Source organism: Pseudomonas sp. B21-054, assembly GCF_026016345.1.
In the GTDB taxonomy this organism is placed as follows: domain Bacteria; phylum Pseudomonadota; class Gammaproteobacteria; order Pseudomonadales; family Pseudomonadaceae; genus Aquipseudomonas.
This window is the reverse complement of record NZ_CP087204.1, coordinates 4278476-4302035: the sequence shown is the minus strand read 5'-3', so window position 1 is coordinate 4302035 and position 23560 is coordinate 4278476. Positions and strand designations below refer to the sequence as shown.

The following is a 23560-nucleotide window of genomic DNA, read 5'->3' as shown; positions in this document are numbered from 1 at the left end:
GCGTGGCGTATTAACGAACCTGGAGTCTGTTTTCTCCACGTCGCACTGCAAGCTTTCCAGAAAAAGCCACGCTAGCGCTGTCGAATGGAAAGGCCTATTTTTTCTTCCTTGAAGCGGAATTCAAACAAGTCCAGAATCTTTTCCTGCTCTAAAAAGAAAATAAACCCCTTAAAATTCAATGGGTAGGACACCAGGCGCGAGTCTCGTTTCCCGCTCTATGATTCAGAAAAAGCCACTCAGATGAGTGGCTTTTTTTTGTGCCTTAGAAGGGTTAGCTGCAAGACCCAATGCAAGCTCGCCACAGTTCTGAGTCCCAGGCGAGAAAGCATGTTGGCAATAGCTTGCGGTGGGATGAGAGTTAGCGGTTTTAAGAGAATAATCCTACGCGCAACTAAGTTACGCGTAGGATCTTCGGACTTTCAGTACGCGGCTACCAGACCATCCTTCCGGGGATCAGTGCCGCCCACATAACCATGAGTGGTGCGCTGGATAATCTGCGCGCCGCCAAAGGCGAATACGCCGTTAGGTTCTTCTACGTCTATGTCGTGGCCTTTGGCACGTAAGGCTTCGACCACCTGTGGGTCGAATGCACGTTCCACTGCGACTTTCAGGCCAGATTCGAGCCTCCAGCGCGGTGCGTCTGCGGCGGCTTGCGGGTTCTGTTTGTAGCGCAGGATGCGCATCATCATCTGCAAGTGACCCTGTGCCTGCATCGGGCCGCCCATCAGGCCGAAGGACATCAACGGCGTGCCGTCGGCGTTCATCACAAAGCCGGGGATGATGGTGTGGAACGGACGTTTGCGCGGTGTAACGTAGTTGACGTGCTGCGGATCCAAGGAGAAGGCCGCGCCACGGTTTTGCAGGCTGATGCCGGTGCCAGGCACCACGACACCTGAGCCGAAGCCCATGTAATTGGACTGGATGAACGAGATCATCATGCCGCTTTCATCGGCCGCCGACAGGTAAACGGTGCCGCCCGGTTTAGGCGAACCATGCCCCGGATTGGCGGCCTTGTCGGTGACGAGACCGGCGCGCTCCATCAGGTAGGTTTTGTCCAGCAGATGCTCGGAAGGCACGCGCATGTGGTCGTTATCCGCCACGTGTTCGTTCAGGTCGGCAAGGGCCAGCTTCATGGCTTCCAACACTGGGTGCACGGTTTCCAGGCTGTCCACTGGATGCTCGCCGACGCCCAATGCTTCGAGCATAGTCAGGCCGGACAGGGTAGCGATGCCCTGGCCGTTAGGTGGCAATTCATGAACCACGGCGCCGGCGTAGGGCACCGACAGGGTGTCGATCCAGTCCACAGTGTGGGTCGCCAGATCGTCGAGGCTCATGACGCTGCCATTGGCGTTGGCATGGGCGATGATGGCTTGGGCCAGTTCGCCGCGATAGAACGCTTCGCCTTTGGTTTGGGCGATCAGCTCCAGGGTGCGGGCGTGATCCTTGAGCCGGATTTTCTCCCCGGCCTGTGGTGCTTGGCCGTCGGGCAGGAAGCACTCGGCAAAACCCGGCTGATCCTTGAGCAGTTCAGCGCCGAGCTTCCACAGCTGGGCTATGATCGGGGTGACTTGGTAGCCATCCCGAGCATAGCCGATGGCCGGTTCAGCCAGGGTGGCGAAAGGCAGTTTTCCGTAACGCTCGGACAGCTCGACCCAGGCCGAAACCGCGCCCGGCACCGTCACCGCTGGCCAGCCGCGCTGGGGCATTTTGCTCTGCCCGGCGAAAAGCTCAGGGGTCCAGGCTTGCGGTGCGCGACCGGAAGCATTCAGGCCCTGCAACTTGCTGCCGTCCCAGACGATAGCGAAAGCGTCGCTGCCGATCCCGCAACCGGTGGGCTCGACCACGGTCAGGACCATGGCGGCTGCGATGGCCGCGTCGACGGCGTTGCCGCCCTTGCGCAGCATGTCCAGCCCGGCCTGGGCGGCCAATGGCTGGGAGCAGGCGACCATGTTACTGCCCATCACTGGCGAGCGTGCCGAAGCGTAGGGTTGGCTGTAATCCAGATCATCAAACATTAGCGTTTCTCTTTGGCAGAAAGGTTAGCCCTTGGGGTCCAGCGCATCACGCAAACCATCCCCCAGCAGGTTGAAACACAGGACCGTGATGTAGATCGCCACGCCAGGCGCAATCGACATCCAGGGTGCCTGCTCCATAAAGTTTTTCGCGGTGTTGAGCATCGATCCCCAGGAAGGCGAGGGCGGTTGCTGGCCCAGGCCGAGGAACGACAGACTGGCTTCAGCCAGGATCGCCGAGGCGATGGTCAAGGTGGCTTGCACAACCAATGGCGACATCACGTTGGGCAGCACGTAGCGCAGGATGATCCAGCGATCCTGCAAGCCAATGGCACGAGCACCTTCCAGGTAATCTTCGTGTTTGATCGTCAGCACCTGACCACGGGTCAGTCGGGCAAAGATCGGCATGGCTGATAGGCCGATAGCGATCATAGCGTTGGTCAGGCTCGGGCCGAGGAAGGCGCCCAGCGCAATCGCCAATACCAGAAACGGGCAGGACAACAGCGCTTCCATGACACGGGATATCACCGCGTCGAGTTTGCCGCCGAAATAACCGCCCAACAGGCCCAAAGGCACGCCGATGGCCATGGCGATGACCACCGAAACACCACCGGCCAGCAACGAACTGCGTGCGCCCCAGAGCAGACGGGAAAACAGATCGCGACCCAGTTCGTCAGTGCCCATCCAGTAGATCAGCGATGGTGCCTTGCGGACCGCGAGAAAGTTGGCTTTCAGCGGGTCATGGGGGGCAATCCAGGGCGCCAGCAAGGCCGCCAGGATAAACAGCAGCAACACCGCCGCGCCGAGTACCGCGCCTTTGTTGGCGAGGAATTTCTTCACGAACGGCGAGCGGCTGCGCGGGGCGATCGCGCTATGAGGGAGGCTGGAAATAGCGGTCATGAAGCAGTCCTCAGACGCGGATTAATCATCCGGTACAGCACATCGGCGAGCAGGTTCAGCAGCAGGAAGCCAATTGCGATGCACAGCACCACGCCTTGCACCACGGCGTAATCACGATTGAACACGGCGTCGACAATCATCTTGCCGAAGCCAGGTATGCTGAAGACTTGCTCGGTCAGCACCGCGCCGCCGAGCAGTTCACCAAACAGCAGGGTTGTCAGGGTCACAATAGGCATCAATGCATTGCGCAGGGCATGCTTGAGGATCACCGTGCGCGGGCGCAGGCCCTTGGCCCGGGCGGTGCGCACGTAGTCGGTGCGCAACACTTCAAGCATGGCGCTGCGGGTATGGCGCATGAGAATCCCCGACAACCCTGCACCGAGCACGAAGGCCGGCAGGATCAAGGTCTTCAGGTTTTGCCCGAAGTCCTCGCCCATGGGCACGAAACCCGAGGCCGGCAGCCATTGCAGTTTCACGGCGAAGACCATGATCAGCAGGATCCCCAGCCAGAAGTGCGGAATCGAAATCCCCGACAGCGCGATGACATTGGCCCCGTAATCCACGACGGTGCCTTTGCGTAGGGCCGAGATTATTCCAGTGGGAATGCCGATCAGCAGTGCGATCAACAAGGCCAGCACTGCCAGCTCCACGGTCACCGGCAACTTGGACGCCAACAGCGTGGTCACCGGTTGTTCGGTGCGCAGCGAAGTGCCGAAGTCGCCGGTCAGCACATTGCCGACCCAGTTCAGGTACTGCACGGGGATCGGGTCGTTGAGTCGATACTTGTCGCGCAGGTATTCCATCACCGCCGGATCGCGCTCTTCACCCGCCATGGCCAGCACCGGGTCACCCGGCAACAGTTTCTGCAGGGTGAAGACGAAGAGCGAAACCAGGATCAGTGTCGGGATCGCACTAAGCAGGCGTCGCAGGATAAACATCAGCATACCGGCCCCTCGTTTTTGCGGCGATCATTCACAGTCATGGCTTGAACGCGACGTTGTTCAGACGAATCAGGCCGTCCGGGTTTGGCACGAAACCCGTCACGTTGTTACGCATGGCCATGATTCGCGGATCGAAATACAGGTACGCGGTCGGCACTTCGTCGGCCAGCAAACGCAGGGCTTCGTTGTACAGGGCCTGGCGCTGGGCAACATCGTTGACAGTGCGGGCCTTGTCCAACAGCTCGTCGAGTTTGGCGTTGCAGTATTTGCCGTCGTTCTGGCCGCCCTTGCAGGTCACGAACTGATGAATGTCGCCATCCGGATCAGGACGGCCCGACCAGGCGCTCATACCGATCTGGAAGTTGCCGCTTTGCTGTTCGCTAAGCATGGTGGCGTATTCAGTGGCAATCAGATTGACCTTGAAACCCGCTTCTTCAGCCATGGCCTGAATGATCTGCCCGACCTGTTGTGCGATAGGGTTGTTGGCGACTTTCAGGTCCACTGCCAGTGGCAGCTTCACGCCTGCTTCGGCCAGCAAGGCCTTGCTCTTTTCCACATCGCGGGTCGGGATCGGCAGATCCTTGTCGTAGTACGGGCTGTTTTTCGGAAACGGCTGGGCGCTCGGCGCATACAGGCCTTCGAACACCACCTGGTTGATCGCATCACGGTCGATGGACAGCTCGAATGCCTTGCGCACGCGCTTGTCTTTGCCCATCGGCGAGTTGGCCTTTTCGCCGTTGTTAATGTTGAACATCAACTGCATGTAGCCAAGCCCTGGCGTGTTATAGATCGCCAGCTTGCTGTCCGCCTTGGCGGTTTTCACGTCGGTGGGGGCAACCCGTTCGATGATGTCCAGGTCGCCGGAACGCAGGTTGGCCAGACGCACCGAGGTGTCCGGAATCGGCAGGAAAATCACCTTGTCGAAGTGATAAGCCGGCTTGTTCCAGTAGTTGTCGAAGCGCTCCAGCACAATGCGATCCTGCTGCACGCGCTGGACGAATTTGTAAGGGCCGGAGCACACCGGTTTGGAGGCGAACTCACCCTGGGCGGCCTTCGGCGCAAGCATCATTCCGGCGCGGTCCGAGAGTTGGGAGACCAGGGTGGCGTCCGCTTGCTTGAGTTTGATGGCAACGGTTTTGGCGTCGATCACTTCAACGCTGTCCACCGAGGCCAGCTCGCTCTTGCGCAGGGAGTCGGGCAGGGTGCGAGCGCGGTCCAGGTTGAACTTCACCGAGGCAGCATCGAACGCCTCGCCGTCGTGGTAAGTCACGCCTTCGCGCAGAGTCATGGTCAGGGTCTTGCCGTCTTCGCTCCAGTTCCAGGCAGTGGCCAGTTGTGGGGCGAAGGTCAGGTCCGGGTTCACATCCACCAGCTTGTCGCACAGTGCGGTATAGACCAGACGGCCCGAATAGGTACGCGAACGATGCGGGTCGAGCCCATCAGGATCGTCCTGAATGCCGATGCGCAGGGTGGATTCGGCAAAGGCGGCGTTGGCGGCCAGCAATAACAAGGTTCCTGTCATGACGCGTGCAATTTTCACGGCTGGCTCTCCACTGCAAGGGATTGATGGTTCTTGAACAGATTCAGGCGCTGGGTGTAGGCAGCGCTGGGTGTCGGCAAAATCAGGGTGCCTGCACCGGCATTAGCAATTTCACGCCAGAAGTGGCACGCCACCTGACGCTCGGCCTCGACGGTTTCCATCACCGGCACCACTTCTTTGCACAGCGCCCGGGCGTGCGGGCAGCGGGTATGGAAGCGGCAACCCGATGGCGGGCGACTCGGGCTCGGCATGTCGCCGCCCAGCAATGGGCGCGGCCGGCGCAGGTCCGGGTGGCTGACCGGCACGGCGGCCATAAGCGCCTGGGTGTAAGGGTGCAGAGGGTTTTCAAACAGGCCGTTGACCGGCGCCAGTTCGACGATTTCCCCCAAGTACATCACGGCTACCCGGTCGCTCATGTGGCGGATCACGGCCAGGCCGTGGGCGACAATCACCAGGGTCAGACCGAATTGATGCTTGAGGTCTTCCAGCAGGTTGACGACTTGCGCCTGCACCGAAACGTCCAGCGCGGACACGGGTTCGTCACCCAGAATCAAACGCGGGTCAGACGCCAGGGCCCTCGCAATGCCGATGCGCTGACGCTGGCCACCGGAGAACTCGTGAGGGTGGCGGCCGCCGTGCTCGGGCGCCAGGCCCACGGTGCGCAGCAACTCGGCGACTTTGGCCTGGCGGTCGCTGCGGCTGGCATCGCTGTGCAGCCAGATAGGCTCACCGACGATGGATTCCACAGTCATGCGCGGATTGAGCGAGGCAAACGGATCCTGAAAGATGATCTGCAAATCACGCCGCACCTGGCGCAGCTTTTCCGGGGTCAGATTGGCCAGGTTACGGCCTTCATAAATGACGTCGCCCGCCGTAGGTTTGAGCAGGTTGAGCAGCAGGCGGCCGAGGGTTGATTTGCCCGAGCCGGACTCGCCCACCAGCGCCAGGGTCTCCCCTTTGCGCACCGACAGATTGACCTGATTGACCGCTTGCACCGGTGGCTTCTTGCGCTGGAACAAGCCGCTTTCCACCCCGAAGTGTTTGCTCAGGTCGATGCTTTCGAGAATGATCTCAGGGCTTGCACGCTCAACTTTTTGGCGTTCAGAAAGGCTCACGCGCTGACTCCCGTATGCTGTTCCAGTGGCGCACGAATGCACGCGGCGAAATGTCCGGGGGAAAGCTCAAGCAGCGGCGGGCGCGCCTCGCGACATGCCTGAATCACAAAAGGGCAGCGCCCGGCGAATCGGCAACCGGTGGGCATTTGCGCAGGCGTCGGGACGCGACCATTGATGGTTGCCAGACGACCTTCACGCGGGCCAATCGATGGCATCGAACCCATCAGGCCGATGGTGTACGGGTGCTGCGGGTCATCGAACAGGGTTTTTACCGGGCCGCTTTCCACCACTCGCCCGGCGTACATCACCATCACGTCGTCAGCGACTTCGGCGACCACGCCCAGATCATGGGTGATCAGGATCATGGCCGTGCCGGTTTCAGCCTGCAGATTGCCGATCAGCGACAGGATCTGCGCCTGAATGGTTACGTCCAGCGCGGTGGTGGGTTCGTCGGCAATGATCAGCGCCGGATCGTTGGCCAGGGCCATGGCAATCATTGCCCGCTGCCGCATGCCGCCGGACAGTTCATGGGGATAGGCGTCCAGGCGTTGCGCGGCGTCAGGCACGCGGACCTTTTCGAGCATTTGCAGGGCGCGCTGACGGGCGTCCTTGGCCGACAGACCCTGATGGCGGATCACGCTTTCGGCGATCTGCTCGCCAATGGTGAAGACCGGGTTCAAGGAGGTCATGGGCTCTTGGAAAATCATCGCCATGCGGTTGCCGCGCACATCCAGCAAGCGCTCGTCGGGCATGCCCAGCAAGGCTTCATCGAGCAGGGCGGACGTAAGGGCGGCGATCTTGGCGGTGTCGGGCAGCAAGCCCATCAGCGCCATGGACGTAACGCTTTTACCACAACCGGACTCTCCGACGATGGCCAGGGTCTTGCCGCGCTGGACCGAGAACGAGACGCCGTCCACGACATTGGCGGGTGCGCCTGCAAAGCACACGGTCAAGTTGCTGACACTCAATACCGTGTCGGTGGCCTGAGTTGTGGTGCTCATAAACTTGCCTCCAGATCTTGATTGATGACGTTGTCCAGCGCCTGTTGCAGCGCGCGCAAATGGCCACGCATGGCCGTGGCGGCCTTGATCGGATCACGGTTTTCGATAGCGTCGACAATGTCGTTGTGGTCGTGGCTATAGGTGTCGAGGCGGTCGGCGTTGCGAGCCCGCTGACGCAGGTCACGCCAGACCGGGTCGAGCCGGATCGCATCGAGCATTTCAAAGATATCCAGCATCAGGCGGTTACCTGCGGCCTCGGCGATCCCGCGATGCAGGGCGCTGTCCCACAGCTCAATGCCCTCGGCATCGGCAGGCTCGGCGGCCTGTTGGTGTCTGGTGCGTTCGGCGAGGCGGCGCAAAATTGCTATCTGGTCGCCGTTGGCTCGAACCGCCGCCAGGGACGCCAGTGCCGGCTCCAGATGCAGGCGCGCTTCCATAACCTCGCTGAAGTTAGTCCGCCCGGACAACCGGGCAAAGCTCATGGCCGCACTGGGTGGAGTAGGGCCGACGAAGGTTCCTTTGCCCTGACGCCGCCAGATCTGCCCTTCGGCTTCCAGCACCGACAGCGCCCGCCGGATGGCCCGGCGACTGAGGCCAAAATCGGCGGCCAGGTCCCGCTCGGTCGGCAATGGCCGGTGCGGAAAGGCAGCATGTTGCGCGACCATCTGCCGCAAGGCATCCAGCGCTAGTTTCGAAGTGTTGTCGATGGGTGTGTCAGGGTCGAACCTTTGCATCGTGGTGCTCGCGCCAAAGTATAAAAAAAGGCTCCGAGCTGACTGTAGGCAGGAGATCGAGGCAAAAGGGTAAGTGCAAGCGCGATGCCAATTGAAATTGGTTCGCCTCAGCATTGGCGCTATGTACTTAGCTATTACTCAGGAGTGGCGGCGGCGGGGGCCAATAAGTCAGGGGTCGTCGGGTTGGTTCAGGGGATTAAAGAGGATTGGTTCGTGGATAATTGGACCAATTTCCGCTGCTTATGCAGATTGTGCATCGATTCGTGCGGAGTGCGCCGGGGTGGTGCTTGGTATTGATCTGGATGCGATTCCAGTGTCGGTGATTCTATGCCTGCCCTCCTGCTGATGCCGTGGAACCGGCTTCAGCCGGGAAAGCCGCACATTTGACGATATAGATGCGGGCTCAATTGCCAGGCGCAGGTCCGAATTGAATGGATATTTGCTCGGGTTAGGCACGGCGATAAGGATGTGCGTGTGAGGACTATTTCCTTCCAGGTAAAAGCTAACGGATGCATTGGTTTTTTCTTATGAAAGCGCTCCCGCCAAGCACCTTTACTTTTCACCGCCAGTTTTGGGCTATGACTTGCAGACCGAAATCCATCACAGCTCCAACGCGACCTTCTCAATCATCGCCCTGAACCATTCTTGAGCCGGACTCCCATTGCCACGACGATGCCAGATCAGATGAAAAACAATCTCCGGTAGCGCCACTGGTGGGGGGAACAGGGCGAGTTTTTGTCCGCTGGGTGAGCTGAGGGCTATTCGTTTCAGGACCGTGGCGGTCATGTGAGAAGCCGCGATGATCGCTGGCACCGCGAACATCTGCGGCAGCGTCAGTGCCAGTTTGCGTTGTTTACCCAGTTGCGCCAACGCCTGATCCACCAGGCCGTGTCGCTCGCCTTCCGGCGAGGCCAGCACATGGGGCAACGCAAGGTATGTATCCATGTCCATCCCGCGTCGGGCCGCTGGGTGGTCGTGGGCGATGAGCGTGACGAAAGCGTCGCGCAGGATCGGGCGCGTCAGAATGCGGCCATCCTGATGGCTCGGTAATACGCCAATGGCGGCGTCGATAACCCCAGCATCGAGCAAGTCTACCGCCTGGTCGCGGTCGTTGAAGGCGTGGACGTTGATCGACAGGTTCGGCGCGTGTTCTGCCAGCGCCTGCAACAACTTTGGCAGCAGCACGAACGCGGGGTAGTCCGACAGGCCAAGGTTCATCGTGATCAGCGCATCGGCGGGCGCAAAAAGGGGTTTTGTCACCAGTGCGTCTTCGATTTGCCTTAATGCCAGTGCGATGGGTTGGGCCAGCTCGCGCGCGCGAGGTGTTGGCAGAAGGCCCTCAGCACTGCGTAAAAACAGCGGGTCGCCTAACAATTTACGCAAACGGGAAAGCGCTGCACTCATGGCGGGTTGGCTGACGCCGACTTGAGTCGCCGCTCGAGTCACATTGCGCTCGGTCATCAAGGCGTTAAACGCGGCCAGCAGATTCAAATCGATGCCATGAAAATCCATAATTCAAATAAACGCCTATACAGATCATTTGTTTTACAGATGTTAGCCTATAACAGATACTTTCGTCATACCCCACGACGAGAGCAACGCAATGACTTCCAGCGAACTTACCGCGCGCCTCAGCACCGAACGCCAGGCAGTTGAAACGCTGTATCGCGCCTTCAGTGAAAAGAATCCGGACCTCGTCGACAGCGTTCTGTCCGCCGACTGGGACGACATCCCTTTGGCACCTGGGCAAGGTCCAGGTCCGGAGGGTATCAAGCTGATTATCCGCAGCTTCGGCGAGGCATTTCCGGATGTGCACATCGTTATCCACGACATGATCCAAGTCCCCGGTCAGATCGCTGTTCGCGCTGAAATAACGGGCACCCACTTGGGCGAGTTGTTTGGCATTGCCGCCACCGGCAAAAAAGTGAGCTTGCGTCTGCATGAGTTCCATGCGCTGGACGGCGAGCGTGTCGTAACGACTTGGCACATGGAGGACTGGTTTGGCCTGTTCCTGCAACTCGGCCAATTCCCCGCCCAAGCTTGAACCACCGCGAGAGGCTCACCATGAAAGCAGCATCCATCTCTTTATTTGGCGGCCCTGAGGTCGTCACTTTCCACAACGTCGGCCCACGGCTGCCAGGCGCAGACGAGGCCGTCGTGCGTGTCGAGGCCGCGAGCGTCAATCCGCTCGATTTGAAGATAATCGCCGGGTATATGCAGCCGGTGTTTCCAGTCAAGCTGCCGTACATTCCCGGTACCGATTTCAGCGGCGTCGTCAGCAGCGTCGGTGAGCAAGTCACGCACCTGAAACCAGGTGATCGCGTGTTCGGCCGCAGCTCACCCAGCGCTGGTGGTGCGTTTGCCCAGCAGTTGATAGTCGCGGCCGCCGACCTTTGCGTGATCCCTCCCACCATGAGCTTCGAGCAGGCCGCGGCGCTGCCTACGGCGTTCGGTACTGCGCGACAGGCGTTATTCGTGGTCGGGCAGTTGAAAGGCGGCGAGCGGGTGTTGATCCATGCGGGCGCGGGTGGCGTAGGCAGCATGGCGGTCCAGTTGGCTCATATGGCTGGCGCCCACGTCATCGCCACGGCCTCCGCGCGCAATATTGAACGGGTGAAGAGCCTGGGTGCGGACGAAGTGATCGATTACCACAGCCAGGATTTCACCACGCTGAGTGACATCGACCTGGTGCTCGACAGCTTGGGCGGCTCCACCTTGGAGAACTCCTGGTCGGTGCTGGGTATGAGCGGACGTATTGCGACCTTGGTGGAATTCGACATCGAATCCCGTGAAGGACATGCCGGCCAGGCGGTGTTCTTCGCCAGTGCCACGCCTTTTCTCCAGGAAGCCGTTCGGCAATTCAGTGCGGGGCAGTTGCAGGTCATCACCGACTCGATCTTTACACTGGACGAGACCCGCGCCGCGCTGGAAAAAGTGGCCACCGGGCATGCGTGTGGAAAGGTCATCATCCGTACCGGCCATTGATTCGGGGGCCACAACATGACACTCAATGCACAACAGGTGGTTCTGATCACGGGGGCTGGTTCGGGCATTGGCAAGGCGATTGCTTTGGCGCTGGCCCGGGACGGGCACCATGTCTACGCCAGCCAGCGTGATGTCAAGAAGACAAACCGGGAGCGCAGTCAGGCATTGGAGCAGATGGCCCGGCAGGAAAGCCTCGCTTTAGAAGTGCTGGAGCTCGATGTGCTGTGCGAAACCGCCTGTCGTGCAGCAGTCGATCTGATCCTCGCACGACACGGTCGCCTGGACGTCGTGATCAATAACGCCGGAATGTTGATGACCGGATTGACCGAGGCGTTTTCAGTGGAGCAGGTTGCGCGAATTATCGACACCAATGCCTTGTCGTGGTTGCGGGTCAATCGCGCGGCGCTGCCGGCCATGCGGCGTCAGGGGCAGGGGTTGTTGATGTACGTTGGCAGTACGACCTCTCGGCTGCACGAACCCTTTCTGGGTCCCTACATTGCGAGCAAGGTGGCCGGTGATGCGCTGGCCGAAGTCATGGCCATGGAGGTAAGGCCGTCAGGCATCGAAAGCGTCATCCTGATGCCGGGCGCGTTTACCTCGGGGACCGAACATTTTGCCGATGCGCAGGTTCCGGCTTACCAGGCCATTGAGCATCAATACGGTGAGTTGGCCACGCGTACGGCCAGTCTGGGCGAGAAGCTCGATGCCATTGACCGGGCCAATGGCGGTGCGCTGGATGTTTCAGCGGTGGGTGAGGCTGCCGCCGCAGTGCTTGCAATGCCTCGCGGCCAACGACCTTTACGCGTGACTGTTGATGGTCAGCATAAGGGCACCGAAACAGTCGATGCGGTGTACTACCTGAAGCAAGCGGAGTTTCTGCGCCAGATGGGCCTGGACGACATGATCTTGCCGGCCCCGCTCGCTGGCATTGGGGACGATGCCGGGCAGCGCCCCCGGAAATGAGCCTTACCGCCTAAGCGCGGAACCTCTCGGGGACGCGGGGACGGCCATGCAAATCATCAAAATGGTCGCTCACTTGAGGGCCGCGAAGGGCAAACGCTCCGCCAGCGCCTGCGCAAGGTAGCGGGCGAAGACCGAGATGCGCCGGGGGATATGCCGTCGGTGCTGATACACCGCAAAAATGTCAGCCCTCGGTGCCTGGTGATCGGTCAGTACCGCCTGCAGGCGGCCACTTTCAAGATATTGCTGAACATTCCAGCGTGACCGCAGAATCAATCCGTGCCCGTCCAGCGCCAGACTCAACGCGACCTCGCCATCATTACTTGACAGCGTCCCGCTGACCTTGTGTGAGTAATCCTGGCCATCCTTGCTGAAGCGCCAGATCGCATAGTCGCTGCCGAACTGCCGCAGAACAATGCAGTTATGCTGCGCCAGATCCGCCACACGGGTCAGTTCAGGCATAGCTTCAAGGTATCCCGCAGAGGCGCAGAGAATACGTGGATTCTCCAGCAGACGAATGGCGATCAACCGTGAGTCCGGCGGCTCGCCCATGCACACGCCGATATCGAATTGATCGTCCAGTATGCTCAGTGGCTGGCTGGTCAGCTCGAGAGAAATCTCAAGTTCCGGGTGCAGCCGGGCAAAGCTCGATACCACGGGGGCGAGGTGCTGCCGCCCGAAACCCAGCGTGCCATTGATCCGCAACCGGCCTTGCAAGGTCGGCTGACGGCTGCTGAGCGCGCTCTCCAGTTCCTCGAGCTGGCGCAGAATCGGGCGACTTCCCTCCAGGTACAGCACCCCTTCGGGAGACAGCGACAATCGGCGTGTGGTGCGCTGTACCAGCTGCACCCCGAGCCTGGCCTCCAGTTGGCTGAGCCGTTTGCTCACGGCAGGCAGCGACAGCCCCAGATGGCGTGCCACTTCCGTAAGGCTGGCGCGCGTAGCCACCTGCTGAAAGAAACTCAGGTCATCGATCGTGCTCATGGATTCTTTCCTTAAAGCTAAGAATGGCTTTCCAGCAAGACTAATTATTAATCCATAGACACTGCATACACTGAGATCCCTGCCCCAATCAACCCAGGAGTCGAGTCCATGAGCAGAACCCAGTACAAAATTGCAGTGATCCCCGGCGACGGTATTGGCAAGGAGGTGATGCCCGAAGGCGTGCGTGTGCTCGACGCTGTGGCTGCCCGGTTCAATCTGGAACTGCAATGGGACTGGTTCGACTTCGCCAGCGCCGATTACTATCTGGCTCACGGCAAGATGATGCCGGACGATTGGTTCGACACCCTCAAGGGCTACGATGCGATCTACTTCGGTGCCGTGGGCTGGCCGGACGTGGTGCCTGACCACATTTCCTTGTGGGATTCGCTGCTGCAGTTCCGTCGTGAATTCGACCAGTACGTCAACCTGCGCCCTTGTCGTCTCATGCCCGGCGTGAAGGCCCCACTGGCGAACCGCAAGCCCGGCGACATCGATTTCTGGGTGGTGCGCGAGAACACCGAAGGCGAGTACTCCAGTGTCGGCGGCAAAATGTTCCCCGGAACCGATCGCGAAATCGTGCTGCAGGAAACCGTGATGACCCGCGTCGGCGTCGACCGTATCCTCAAGTTCGCCTACGATCTGGCGCAAAGTCGTCCGAAGAAGCACCTGACCTCGGCCACCAAATCCAATGGCATCGCGATCACCATGCCCTACTGGGATGAGCGCGTTGCGGAAATGGGCAACAAGTATCCCGACGTCAACGTCGACAAGTACCACATCGATATTCTCACTGCGAACTTCGTCCTGCACCCGGACTGGTTCGACGTGGTGGTGGCAAGCAACCTGTTCGGCGACATCCTCTCCGACCTGGGCCCTGCATGCACCGGCACGATCGGCATCGCCCCCTCGGCCAACATCAACCCGGAGCGCAACTTCCCGAGTCTGTTCGAGCCGGTGCATGGTTCGGCGCCCGACATCGCCGGAAAAGGCATCGCCAACCCGATCGGGCAGATCTGGTGCGGTGCGATGATGCTCGAGCACCTGGGCCATCCCGAAGCAGGTGCCGCAGTGCTGACCGCGATCGAAAGCGTGCTTGCGATGGGCCCGGAGAATGCGCCCTTGACCGCCGACATCGGTGGCACCGGCAACACTGAATCGCTGGGCAAGGCCATCGCTGCTGCGGTCTGAAGCCGAAAATAGCGTGCAATCTCCCATTCCCTTCAGATGAATCGGGAGATTGTTACGTCATCGGACTCTCGTCTCCTCACTACAGCCGTCGCCTGTGCATTCACTCAGGCGCAGTCTCGCCTCTGATGTCCATCGCCTGTTCGTGCAGAGCGTTGATGAGGGTGCTTGCAACGGGGGTTCTCAGCCCGTTACGTAGCAAAATGATGCCCACCGCCGGTAACTCGATCGGCACTTCCAGCGGCAAGGTATGACCCAGGCCTATGGATTCGAGGTAATGCGCGACTTTACTGGCGACGAAACAGACGCAGCTTCTTTTCCTCATAAACGTCATCGTCACCAAAAAGGACGAGGTTTCGATAATGTCGGCGGGTGGTTGCAGTTTGTGCTTATAGAACATCTGATTCAGCTTGACCCGCGAGGATGCCGACGTCGGGGGAGCGACCCAGGGAAGCGTCGCCAGATGATGCCAAGTGGGTCGGGCCACTGTGGTCAGTGGATGATCGGCGGCGACGACGACTCGCATTGAGTCGGTGTACAACGCCTCCGTTTCAAGGTCCGGAGAGCTATAGCCCGGTTCCAGCCTACCCACGATGAAATCGAGCTCGCCTGTACGCAGCCTTGGTAACAGGCGCGTGAGATCACCTTCCTCGATCGACACCGTCGTGTGTGGCGAGTTGAGCTTGAGGCGGGCGACGGCTCCTACCAGCAATCCAGGTGTGGCGACGACCATTGCACCGACACGGATACGGCCGGCTCCGCCGCTGGCGACTGAAGCGATGTCGTGGAAATCCAGGCTCCTCAGTCGCACGCGTAATCGGGTTGTCGGGACTGTACGGATTGTTCGTTGACGTCCAGGAACAGTCTGACTTCCGTTTTTATCCAGTTAACGAAAATGTCTATTTTCCAATCATCTGTCTGCCCCAGCGTGCTGGTCAGGTAATAGGCCATCTCGGTGTAGGGTGTGGCCGGTAGGACGGGAACGACATGCCCGGCCTCTATGGCGGGCCGGGCATAGACGTCGCTGACGAGTGCCAGGCCTTGACCTGCGGTAGCCGCGTCAATCATCAGATGCTCATCGGTAAAACTGCAACCGCGACGCGAGCGACTGTCTTCGATTCCATGAGCTTTGAGCCAAAGCTTCCAGGTTGAACGGCTCGCGTCTTGGAGTAAGGGATAGTGAAGGCAATCAACGGGTAGTTCTATTCTGCGGCCCTTTTTTTTCAGGAGGGCGGGATGGCCGATTGGCAGGATTTTTGGCGTCCACAGTTTTTCGCTGTGATGTCCAGGGTACACACCCACTCCCTGTCGGATCGTGATGTTTATCCCATCGCGGCGCAAATCTGGCGGGTAGTGGGAGGTCGACAGATTGATTTCGATGTCGGGCCAGCATTGCTGAAACCGACTGAGTCGCGGAATCAACCAGGAGCTGGCGAATGACGCGGTGGTATTGATCGACAGTCTGGCGGATCGGCTCCTGAACGATTCGAAGTCCTCCCAGACGGCTTCGATGTTGTTGAAAGAAACTGCCAATTGATCCATCAGAATCTTTCCTGCGTTGGTCAGACTGATCTCCCGGTGAGAGCGTTCAAACAGCTTGACGGACATCCGGTCTTCGAGGCTTTTTATTTGTTGGCTTATAGCGCCCGGCGTAACGCAGAGTGTATCAGCCGTCTTTTTCATGCTGTTGTGTTTGCAAACCTCAACAAATATATAGAGCGATGATAATGGCATTGATCGGCTCATCGTTCAGTCCTTGTTGTAATGTAACCCCGGTGTAATGCGTGCTGCTAATCAATGAAACCGTTATATCGAGACATGACTTCTCCCTCCGCTTTTTTAAAAGGGATGGACGAGACGTATAAATAGAAAAAGACAGTCCGTGCGATCAGGAACTATTGAGTAAATGCAGCATTGATATCTCCTTTTTACAGTGCGCATTGCTCTTTTATGGTGCGTCGGTAGCCCGACAGCAGCGGTTATCTAATGCGCACCTTAATAATCGGTTCAGCAACGTCGGGTAGCGGTGTTTACTTACGCTAATCGCAAATTAATGCCGGCTGCAAGCGCGCAGGAAAAAAACCATTTTGGCTTGGCTGCATGGCCAATATCGTCGTTAGAATGTTTCGCTGAAGCGGTAGTTGTAATGGTTGACTGCTTTGCTCAGGCACTTGTCAAGGGCCTTTGAAATGCGCGAGGGGGCGCTCGAGGGAACGTAGTGATTGTAATAGCTTGAGCCTTCCAGCACCGGGCCGAATATATAAATTCTTTCACGCAAATGAATGTGCACAAATTCTGGATGGTGGGCGCTGCTGAAGTCTTTGTACTCCATCGTGGTTAATGCGCTTGGATCGGTGATGGCGCTTAGCAAAGACTGCAACTCAAGGCGGGTCTCCTGGACATTCAGATTGGCCTTGATCAAGTGTTCGAAAATGAATTTCTGGCATTCGGGTTGTTGCAACGTGACGGTAAATCTCTGCGTGCGCGGATCGTAACGGTCGGTGCTGCTGTAACCCGGCAGAAGGCGGACAATCCCACTTCGAATCAAGGCGATCAATTCCGCGTGCCGTTCTTTCTGCGGCCCGGCCACGAGCCGATTAATGAGCGGGCAGTACTTTGTAAAGAAGGTGCGATGGGCGTCCTCGGTCAGGCCTTGGTGGTCGATGGCGTAACACAATTGATCACGCAGGTCGCGCCAGACCTCCAGTGATTTTTTCAGCGGGCTGCGCCGGCAGCCCTGGGCGCTCTCGTGGACGTCCTCCTGAAGCTGGGTGACAAACCATTGCGGGTAGGTCCCTGTTGTGAGGTGTCCGGGCGGGTAGCACGCCAAGGCATCCTGGGGGCAGTAGGGCCCATATACGTCGGCCAGGTGATCGAGCGTAGCCGGCAACGTCCCGCTGGCCTCGGCCCGTTGAAGTTGTGCCCAGACTTGCTGGTAGCGCTCCTGGTAGCGATACGCGTGGCTCTCGTCCTGCCCGGCGCTGGCACAATAGTATGCAGCTGCCATCTCCTGATAAAGCAGCGGTAGCAGGTCTTTTTCGAAGTCGATTTTTCCTTCCGGTAACCCACGCCTGATCTGGTCAATGGCTGCATGCGTCATGACCAGGGGTTGGTGGCGAATGACCGCGTCGTCTACCTCCGGCCTGGCGCGATACGGCATGCCTGAGTTGCTATACAGGCTGATGTTCGGTTCCAGACCTGAGGGAAGGTACTTCAAACCCATGGCGTTTTGCTCGAACATCCCGCCGCGCCCCGTGGTCAGCGCCGCGACGACGTCCATTGCGGTCAGCCCGACGCCTTGGATCGCCACAGCAGAATCCCTGGAGATGTGCTCAAGGGTGGCGGGAAGCGGATAGGGCTTGATGATAGGCGCGGCGGGCGTCCCGTTGGTCAAAACGCCGTGTCCGGTACACAGAAGCAATGTGTCGTAGGCACCCTTCACGGCTGGCGAGGCAAGCAGCCTAAAACGTTCATCCGCCTCCTGCTCGATGGAGCGGATCAAGCGACATGACGTCTCGAAGCGCACGTTGATAGGGATATGTTCAAGCAGTTGAGTGAAGAACCACTGCAGGTACAAACCGAGGTACTTCCTTGGCAGGAAGGCGAAGCGGTCCTGTTCTCCACGGATGGCTTCTGGATGGAAACGGGCGATCCACTCGTAGAGCGTGGGGCGGAACGCTTGGCGGGGGAAGAGCGAAAAATCATCGTCCTCGAACAGGGAAAGCTGTCCGGCTACAGTGTTGAGGCGCAAGTAGCTTGCCTGGTCGCAGCGGTGAACGCCCTGGCCCGGGGCCTGGGCATCAAAGGCATGGACGATTACAGACATGGTGGGATGACGCTTGGCCATGGAAAAGGTCTTGGCCAAGGCTAGCAGGCCTGTGGCGCCCATACCGATAATTGCTATGCGCATGGTTCAGCTCCAGCGAACGGTCGATTCAAAAAAATCAGTCACGGGCACGCTTGTGTGTTGGGCGCGGGCGATGTCGAGGATTTTCTTACCCAATGCCACGTCGAGGACGCCCAAGCCGAAAGGGGAAAAAATCATCGGTCGAGAAGGGTCTATGGGGTGCTCGCCGAGCAGCACCTGCGCAAGGGTGCAGTGGATGAAGTCACGGTGGCCTACCTGTTGCTCTGTCACGTGCAGCGAAGTGTTGGCCTTGAGGCAGTGCTCGGTGTCGTCGGTGACGTTGAACGCACCGAGGATCTGGCTGGGAGCCAGGTCGCGTAGCGAGATGTTGAGCAGTACGGTCCCGGCCTTGAAGATGTATCGCTCATCGATGTAAGGCTGGGCAGCATTGGTGGCGAGCACGACAACATCGCTCTCCACGGTTTGCTCAAGATGGATGGCAACACCGCAATTGAACCCAAGTGTCTGGGCATAGGCACTGAAAGCCTGTGCGGAATCAGCATCGGTGTCGTGGATAAGCACCTTGTCGATGGACCATTGGTTGATCCGAAATTGCTCCAGAATGGTTCGTGAGATCACCCCGGCACCGACGAACGCCAAGTTTGAAATCTCGCTGCGTTGCGCTAGCAGATATCGGGTTGCCAACACCGCCGAAGCGGCTGTTCGCACGGCGCTGATGATCGAAGCCTCGAGCAACGCCATGGGGTAGCCAGTAGACAGGTCATTGAGAATCAACGTGGCTGAGGCACGCTGCAGATTGTGTCGTGTATTGCCTGGAAAACTGGCAATCCATTTGATTCCTGCGACCTTGTCTTCACCGTCGACGCAGGCGGCCGGGAGGGCGATGATCCGGTTTGCGGGGTTGTCTTTGAACCTCAGGAAATAACTGTCCGGGTTTTCGGTACATCCGCGATGGTGCTGTAGATAGGTGTCCCGGACCACGTCCAAAGCGAGCGTCGGGAACTGGTTGAGGATATCGCGAACGGTGCTGCCCCGAACGATGTGCAGCTCGCGATTGTTCACCGTGATTGCGTTAGGCATGAGCGTATTCCTTATCTCCGGCGAGGAATTCGGGACAGGTGCGGTTGAAGTCATAGTCCGGGAAACGGGCGCGCACCCAGTCGTCGTTGTAGATCGTGTCCAGGTAACGCTCGCCGGCATCCGGAGAGATGGCGACCACGGTTGCGTCGGGATGAATCCGGTCTTTCCAGGCCATCACACCCGCCAGGACGGTACCGGTGGAGCCTCCGAACAACAGGCCATTCTCCCGGGCCATGTAGCGGCACATCTGGATGGTGTCGGCTTCCTTGATGCTCTCCATCGCATACAGACCGTCGGCGCGAAACAGCGGTGGCATCTGGCTCGAGCCCAGTCCCGGAATGTGTCGTTTCCCCCCCGGCCCGCCAAACGTAACGGAGCCCAGGCTGTCGACGGCGATGATCTTGGTGTAAGGGCTGTACTTCTTGAAGAAATCGACGCACCCCATCAAGGTGCCTGTGGTACCCGCGCCTACGAACAGGTAGTTGACCCGGGTGAAGCTATTGAAGATCGAGCTGGCGGTGGTACGGGCATGAGTTTCGGGGTTGGCCGGATTTGAATATTGGTTGAGCCAGAGGCAGTCCGGATCGGCAGCGATTTTCTGCTTGACGTAAGCGATGCGGGTGCCCAGGAAGCCACCGTTGGAGTCCTTGGTGTCCACCTGAACAATCCGGGTGCCCAAGGCCATCATCAACTTCAGATTGGATTGGGAGATATTCGGGTCGCACACGCAGATGAACCTGTATTTGCGCTCGGCGCAGATCATGCTCAGGGCAACGCCCAGGTTGCCGGAAGAGGATTCGATCAACGTGGTATTGCGGTTGATCAGGCCTTTCTGTTCCAGGCTCAGCACCAGGCCCAGCGCCGTTTTCATCTTGATCGAACCGGCGGCATTGAAGTAATCCAGTTTCAAGGCACAACGAATACCCAGGCCTCTTACGGTCAGGAATACGTTGTCAAACACGATATCGGATGAGGCGTTATACATGTCGACACCTTTGGGCGTTCAGAACAGTGAGTGAGTCAGGATGCCGGCGCGCATGGCCAGCAGAGAAAAGGACTGCCCCTCGCCGATGCCGTGGGAGCGCTCGGAAAGGCCATTGACGAAAATCGCGGGCCGGAATGATGGCGCAGTCGTCAACCTGTAGTTCTGCTCTACCTGTACGCCGTTATCACTGCCCAGGCTCAGCCAAGGCTGCAGTTGGGACAGAAGCGGGGGAACGTAGTCCTGTTTGTAGCCTGTCCCCAGGAACACGTAGTCGGCCTCAACGCTGCTGCGTTCAAGGGTGTACGGGTCACACGTATGCAGGGTGAGCTTGTCCGATGTCTGCGAAACGGATTCGATCTGGGTGAAGATTTTCAATGCCAGCCGGGGTTGGTTGCTGACCAGACCTTCATAGAATAATGAGTACAACGCCTGGCTTTCGTCGACATCGATGCCGGAGTAATTGGTGGATTTGACCTCCTCAAGGATCATGGCCTTTTCGGCCTGCCCCAACTTGTGGAAATAGGCGACTCGATCCGGATGGAACGCCTGGTTGGGGAACTGACCCAACTGGGCGATCTTGAATCCGCTGCTGCGGTGGATCGAGGTGACCTGGGCGTTGGGGAAACGATTCAATAAGTCGATAATGGACTCCCCCGCGCTCTGACCTGAGCCGATGACGGCAAAGGTCCAGGCGGCTTGGCGGTCAAGGCCCTCCAGGCTGCTGAGGTAGCGGGAAGTATGAATCACCCGGGCACTGTCTATTGGCTCGAACTGGCTGGGGATATTGGGTGTACTGCCGCTGGACAGCACCAGGTTGCGCGTCAGGTACTGTCCCTTGGAGGTCATCACCAGCAGCTGCTTGATTTCGCCATCTTCCATGACTGGCCGAATTTCCTGGACTTCTTCCTCATAATGCACATGAGCGGCGAAAGCCTTGCCGACCCAGGCGACATAATCAGACCATTCGTTGCGACTGGCCGGACGTCCCAGCAGACCGAACTGATACAGCCGGCCATGTTCCTTCAGGTACATCGCAAATGAGTGCCGGCTTTGCGGATTGCGTGGTGTGACCAGGTCACGCAATAGATGGTGATTGATATCGGTACCCTCCAGTAGGAACTCTGGGTGCCAGGCGCAGTTCGAGTGCTTATCCAGAAACAGGCACTGGCCCGTTTCCAGTGGCCGATGGGTGGCTTCTTCGAGTGCGCACGCCAGTGCGATGCCGGCGGGGCCGAAGCCGATATTGATCATTTCGTAATAATCGGGAGTTCCTTGCATGGAGCACCTGTGATCAAACGCAAGTGAATGGAATGAAACGTCGATTGCCTATTTTCCAAAGTGCTGCTCGGGCGAAACGGTTCTCACCGTCACAGAATTGAACGTCACCGATGACGGTGTTGAAGGTCCTGGTTCGCAATGCGTCGAGCGGTGGATCGCAATGGCTCAGGGCCCTGGCGATTTGCAAGGCCGCCAGGCTTTCCAGGTAATAGGTTTCGCAGGTCGATAGGCCTGGGTCGGCGACCGCCAGGCCAACGATGCTCAGATTGTCCAAAGGGGCGGCGTGCTCGATGAACCAGCTCGAAAGCGCGTCGTCCGTGAGGTAGACAGGCAAGCGGCGATAGGAGCCCGGTAGTGCGTTGACGTAGCGGATGCTGTTGTTCAGGCGCCCGCAATAAACCACGACTTCGGCATGGTCGAGTGACGAGACGACGCGTAGGGGAGAGCCGTCAAGAATCCCAGCCAGGCAGTGGGCCAGGGATTCACCGTGTTCGGTCGAGTCATGAGTGACAAGCACACTGGCGGCCGGCTCATTTTTGAGCAGTTGCCTGGCCAGCAGGCCCATCAAACGGCTATCCGAAGGGCAGAGGCGAAACGCATGCGTTGTCCCTCTGACCAGATCCTGTTTGGTCGCCGCCGGGAGCAGCACCGCAATGCCTGCCGCCTCGTAGAGAGGCAAAGCTGCTCCCGCCGCGTCCGATGAGAAGTGTCCGACCACAACGTCGGCCCCGCGGGCTATCAACCGCTCCGCGGCTCTGCGCCCGCCTTCGGGGCTGGCATCGTCGTCCTCGAAGATGAACCTCAGGCCCATCGTTTCGTGGGTATTTATGAAACGATTGACCGCCGCCAGGAACGTGCGCGCGTGCACGGTTCTGGAACTCTCGAAAATCGCCGATATACCGATGCAAAAAGGCATGGCTGTCCCTCCCTGGACCTAGGTTCAAGACATGTGATGGTGTGGGTTATCGTTGTCGGGCCAGCCTCTCGTAGAGGCGCGTAGCGATCGGGTATGCGTACTTGTATCCAACCCCATTGAGGCCAGTCGCCAACCAGATCCGGGAGCCGGGATATTGCGGACCCAGTCGCGGCAGACCTTGCGGCGTATAGAGGTCGGTCGCCAGATTCGTCGACAGCAGTGAATACTCATCGATGTCGCCGAACAGGCCCTTTAGCCGTTGTCGGCAGTCTTCGACCATGCGGTGCAAGTGCGTGGGATCCGCCTCTATCTCCGCCAAGCTCGGCCGGATCGCTGTGCTGCTTTGCAGCAGCGTGTCGGACAGTGGAAGAGCATAAGTGCCGCCGACAAAATCGATGCACGGCAATGTGGGAACCGACGCCCCTCGGAACTGGAAGTACGGGATGGTGCGTACCTGACTGTCCTCCACGAGGCTGAGCGTCGGGCTGTTGGAGCCTGCCGCATTGATCACATGGCCGGCTCGATAGACGGCTTCAGCGCCATGGATCTCAACATCGGTCCCACACTCCATCAAGCGCTGGACTTCGCAGCGCTCAATCAGGCAACCGCGCTTACGAAACATCGTGCGCAGCTCATTCATGGTTGAATGTACTTCGCTGACCGCGGCAGTGGACTCGTAATAGTATGCACCGCTGCTGGCGACTGGCCGACCCACGAACTCTTGCGCCTCCTGGGGCGAGATCCGCCGCACTGCAGTGTCACGAGTGGGCGGCGAGTCGGCGAGCGACAGGCGGTAAAGCGCGCCAGTGACCGTCTCATGCCTGCGCAAGATAGACTCCACTTCGGTCTCGCCAGGCTTCAGGCCAACCACGTTGGCCAGCTGCGCCAGCTGTGCATTGGGTTCGAATGCGCGGCAGATGCCGCCTGTGTGAGCGGTAGCGCCGCCGTAGCCGCAACGCGTTCGCTCCACCAGCAAGGTATCGAAACCGCGTTCTGATAGCAGCGCGGCAATGGTCAGCCCGATAATCCCACCACCGATGACGGCTACTTCGAAGTCGCTGTTCATTGCGTGCTCC

General features: G+C 59.0%; 21 protein-coding genes. 4 read left to right on the top strand and 17 right to left on the bottom strand.

Going from position 1 to position 23560, the window contains the following annotated elements; genetic code table 11:
- Window positions 1-419: 419 nt before the first annotated feature.
- From LOY70_RS18510 to LOY70_RS18475, 8 genes are all read right to left on the bottom strand, one after another.
- Window positions 420-2015: a gamma-glutamyltransferase family protein gene (locus tag LOY70_RS18510; RefSeq protein ID WP_265028818.1), complete on the bottom strand. Its 1596-nt coding sequence runs from the start codon at window positions 2013-2015 to the stop codon at window positions 420-422.
- Window positions 2016-2039: 24 nt separating this feature from the next.
- Window positions 2040-2912 carry an ABC transporter permease gene (locus LOY70_RS18505; RefSeq protein WP_265028817.1) on the bottom strand — a complete coding sequence of 291 codons (873 nt, stop codon included), beginning with the start codon at window positions 2910-2912 and terminating at the stop codon, window positions 2040-2042.
- Complete coding sequence (locus tag LOY70_RS18500) at window positions 2909-3856, bottom strand: ABC transporter permease (protein WP_265028816.1); 948 nt, start codon at window positions 3854-3856, stop codon at window positions 2909-2911. The genes LOY70_RS18505 and LOY70_RS18500 overlap by 4 nt, the downstream gene beginning before the upstream one ends.
- A 34-nt stretch (window positions 3857-3890) precedes the next feature.
- On the bottom strand, window positions 3891-5393 hold the full coding sequence (locus tag LOY70_RS18495) for an ABC transporter substrate-binding protein (RefSeq protein ID WP_265028815.1): 1503 nt from the start codon (window positions 5391-5393) through the stop codon (window positions 3891-3893).
- Window positions 5390-6508 (bottom strand): ABC transporter ATP-binding protein, encoded by a 1119-nt coding sequence (locus LOY70_RS18490; RefSeq protein ID WP_265028814.1) that lies wholly within the window; start codon window positions 6506-6508, stop codon window positions 5390-5392. The genes LOY70_RS18495 and LOY70_RS18490 overlap by 4 nt, the downstream gene beginning before the upstream one ends.
- The gene (locus tag LOY70_RS18485) at window positions 6505-7509 is read right to left on the bottom strand and encodes an ABC transporter ATP-binding protein (protein WP_265028813.1); all 1005 of its coding nucleotides are present in this window, start codon (window positions 7507-7509) and stop codon (window positions 6505-6507) included. Before LOY70_RS18485 ends, LOY70_RS18490 begins: the two co-directional genes overlap by 4 nt.
- Window positions 7506-8243 (bottom strand): FadR/GntR family transcriptional regulator, encoded by a 738-nt coding sequence (locus LOY70_RS18480; RefSeq protein ID WP_092396186.1) that lies wholly within the window; start codon window positions 8241-8243, stop codon window positions 7506-7508. Before LOY70_RS18480 ends, LOY70_RS18485 begins: the two co-directional genes overlap by 4 nt.
- A 600-nt stretch (window positions 8244-8843) precedes the next feature.
- Window positions 8844-9755 (bottom strand): LysR family transcriptional regulator, encoded by a 912-nt coding sequence (locus tag LOY70_RS18475; RefSeq protein ID WP_265028812.1) that lies wholly within the window; start codon window positions 9753-9755, stop codon window positions 8844-8846.
- A gap of 91 nt (window positions 9756-9846) precedes the next feature.
- On the opposite strand from LOY70_RS18475, the gene LOY70_RS18470 reads away from it, so the two are divergent.
- Genes LOY70_RS18470 through LOY70_RS18460 form a run of 3 tightly spaced genes read left to right on the top strand, consistent with a single transcriptional unit; the run spans window position 9847 to window position 12191 of the window.
- Window positions 9847-10287: an ester cyclase gene (locus LOY70_RS18470; protein ID WP_265028811.1), complete on the top strand. Its 441-nt coding sequence runs from the start codon at window positions 9847-9849 to the stop codon at window positions 10285-10287.
- Between the two features lie 20 nt (window positions 10288-10307).
- Window positions 10308-11228 (top strand): NADP-dependent oxidoreductase, encoded by a 921-nt coding sequence (locus tag LOY70_RS18465; protein WP_265028810.1) that lies wholly within the window; start codon window positions 10308-10310, stop codon window positions 11226-11228.
- 15 nt (window positions 11229-11243) lie between these two features.
- Entirely contained in the window at window positions 11244-12191 is a 948-nt protein-coding gene (locus LOY70_RS18460) for an SDR family NAD(P)-dependent oxidoreductase (protein ID WP_265028809.1), read from the top strand.
- A gap of 69 nt (window positions 12192-12260) precedes the next feature.
- Here the strand turns inward: LOY70_RS18460 and LOY70_RS18455 are convergent, their stop codons facing one another.
- Window positions 12261-13172 (bottom strand): LysR substrate-binding domain-containing protein, encoded by a 912-nt coding sequence (locus LOY70_RS18455; RefSeq protein WP_123413425.1) that lies wholly within the window; start codon window positions 13170-13172, stop codon window positions 12261-12263.
- Window positions 13173-13280: 108 nt separating this feature from the next.
- Between LOY70_RS18455 and LOY70_RS18450 the strand changes: the two genes are divergently transcribed.
- Window positions 13281-14360 (top strand): tartrate dehydrogenase, encoded by a 1080-nt coding sequence (locus tag LOY70_RS18450; protein WP_025214295.1) that lies wholly within the window; start codon window positions 13281-13283, stop codon window positions 14358-14360.
- A gap of 100 nt (window positions 14361-14460) precedes the next feature.
- Here the strand turns inward: LOY70_RS18450 and LOY70_RS18445 are convergent, their stop codons facing one another.
- The 8 genes from LOY70_RS18445 to LOY70_RS18415 form a co-directional block, all read right to left on the bottom strand.
- A complete protein-coding gene (locus LOY70_RS18445; protein ID WP_265028808.1) occupies window positions 14461-15168 on the bottom strand; it encodes a LysR substrate-binding domain-containing protein in 708 nt (235 codons plus the stop codon).
- A complete protein-coding gene (locus tag LOY70_RS18440; RefSeq protein WP_265028807.1) occupies window positions 15159-16103 on the bottom strand; it encodes a LysR substrate-binding domain-containing protein in 945 nt (314 codons plus the stop codon). Before LOY70_RS18440 ends, LOY70_RS18445 begins: the two co-directional genes overlap by 10 nt.
- Window positions 16104-16473: 370 nt before the next feature.
- Window positions 16474-18267 (bottom strand): FAD/NAD(P)-binding protein, encoded by a 1794-nt coding sequence (locus tag LOY70_RS18435; RefSeq protein WP_265028806.1) that lies wholly within the window; start codon window positions 18265-18267, stop codon window positions 16474-16476.
- Between the two features lie 3 nt (window positions 18268-18270).
- Entirely contained in the window at window positions 18271-19287 is a 1017-nt protein-coding gene (gene sbnB / locus LOY70_RS30000) for a 2,3-diaminopropionate biosynthesis protein SbnB (protein ID WP_320110190.1), read from the bottom strand.
- A gap of 10 nt (window positions 19288-19297) precedes the next feature.
- Window positions 19298-20290: a 2,3-diaminopropionate biosynthesis protein SbnA gene (gene sbnA, locus LOY70_RS29995; protein WP_320110189.1), complete on the bottom strand. Its 993-nt coding sequence runs from the start codon at window positions 20288-20290 to the stop codon at window positions 19298-19300.
- A gap of 18 nt (window positions 20291-20308) precedes the next feature.
- Window positions 20309-21568 carry a SidA/IucD/PvdA family monooxygenase gene (locus LOY70_RS18425; protein WP_265028805.1) on the bottom strand — a complete coding sequence of 420 codons (1260 nt, stop codon included), beginning with the start codon at window positions 21566-21568 and terminating at the stop codon, window positions 20309-20311.
- A 13-nt stretch (window positions 21569-21581) separates the two neighbouring features.
- Window positions 21582-22484 carry an ABC transporter substrate-binding protein gene (locus LOY70_RS18420; RefSeq protein ID WP_265028804.1) on the bottom strand — a complete coding sequence of 301 codons (903 nt, stop codon included), beginning with the start codon at window positions 22482-22484 and terminating at the stop codon, window positions 21582-21584.
- Between the two features lie 46 nt (window positions 22485-22530).
- A complete protein-coding gene (locus LOY70_RS18415; RefSeq protein ID WP_265028803.1) occupies window positions 22531-23550 on the bottom strand; it encodes an NAD(P)/FAD-dependent oxidoreductase in 1020 nt (339 codons plus the stop codon).
- Window positions 23551-23560 lie beyond the last annotated feature (10 nt).

What these genes read in the sequence shown, in the direction of transcription:
- LOY70_RS18415 (WP_265028803.1), bottom strand. Translation starts at nt 23,550, where the DNA reads ATGAACAGCGACTTCGAAGTAGCCGTCATCGGTGGTGGGATTATCGGG.
- LOY70_RS18475 (WP_265028812.1), bottom strand. Translation starts at nt 9,755, where the DNA reads ATGGATTTTCATGGCATCGATTTGAATCTGCTGGCCGCGTTTAACGCC.
- LOY70_RS18425 (WP_265028805.1), bottom strand. Translation starts at nt 21,568, where the DNA reads ATGCAAGGAACTCCCGATTATTACGAAATGATCAATATCGGCTTCGGC.
- LOY70_RS18455 (WP_123413425.1), bottom strand. Translation starts at nt 13,172, where the DNA reads ATGAGCACGATCGATGACCTGAGTTTCTTTCAGCAGGTGGCTACGCGC.
- LOY70_RS18465 (WP_265028810.1), top strand. Translation starts at nt 10,308, where the DNA reads ATGAAAGCAGCATCCATCTCTTTATTTGGCGGCCCTGAGGTCGTCACT.
- LOY70_RS18505 (WP_265028817.1), bottom strand. Translation starts at nt 2,912, where the DNA reads ATGACCGCTATTTCCAGCCTCCCTCATAGCGCGATCGCCCCGCGCAGC.
- LOY70_RS18420 (WP_265028804.1), bottom strand. Translation starts at nt 22,484, where the DNA reads ATGCCTTTTTGCATCGGTATATCGGCGATTTTCGAGAGTTCCAGAACC.
- LOY70_RS18500 (WP_265028816.1), bottom strand. Translation starts at nt 3,856, where the DNA reads ATGCTGATGTTTATCCTGCGACGCCTGCTTAGTGCGATCCCGACACTG.
- LOY70_RS18470 (WP_265028811.1), top strand. Translation starts at nt 9,847, where the DNA reads ATGACTTCCAGCGAACTTACCGCGCGCCTCAGCACCGAACGCCAGGCA.
- LOY70_RS18480 (WP_092396186.1), bottom strand. Translation starts at nt 8,243, where the DNA reads ATGCAAAGGTTCGACCCTGACACACCCATCGACAACACTTCGAAACTA.
- sbnA (WP_320110189.1), bottom strand. Translation starts at nt 20,290, where the DNA reads ATGTATAACGCCTCATCCGATATCGTGTTTGACAACGTATTCCTGACC.
- LOY70_RS18435 (WP_265028806.1), bottom strand. Translation starts at nt 18,267, where the DNA reads ATGCGCATAGCAATTATCGGTATGGGCGCCACAGGCCTGCTAGCCTTG.
- LOY70_RS18510 (WP_265028818.1), bottom strand. Translation starts at nt 2,015, where the DNA reads ATGTTTGATGATCTGGATTACAGCCAACCCTACGCTTCGGCACGCTCG.
- LOY70_RS18440 (WP_265028807.1), bottom strand. Translation starts at nt 16,103, where the DNA reads ATGAGCCGATCAATGCCATTATCATCGCTCTATATATTTGTTGAGGTT.
- LOY70_RS18460 (WP_265028809.1), top strand. Translation starts at nt 11,244, where the DNA reads ATGACACTCAATGCACAACAGGTGGTTCTGATCACGGGGGCTGGTTCG.
- LOY70_RS18450 (WP_025214295.1), top strand. Translation starts at nt 13,281, where the DNA reads ATGAGCAGAACCCAGTACAAAATTGCAGTGATCCCCGGCGACGGTATT.
- LOY70_RS18485 (WP_265028813.1), bottom strand. Translation starts at nt 7,509, where the DNA reads ATGAGCACCACAACTCAGGCCACCGACACGGTATTGAGTGTCAGCAAC.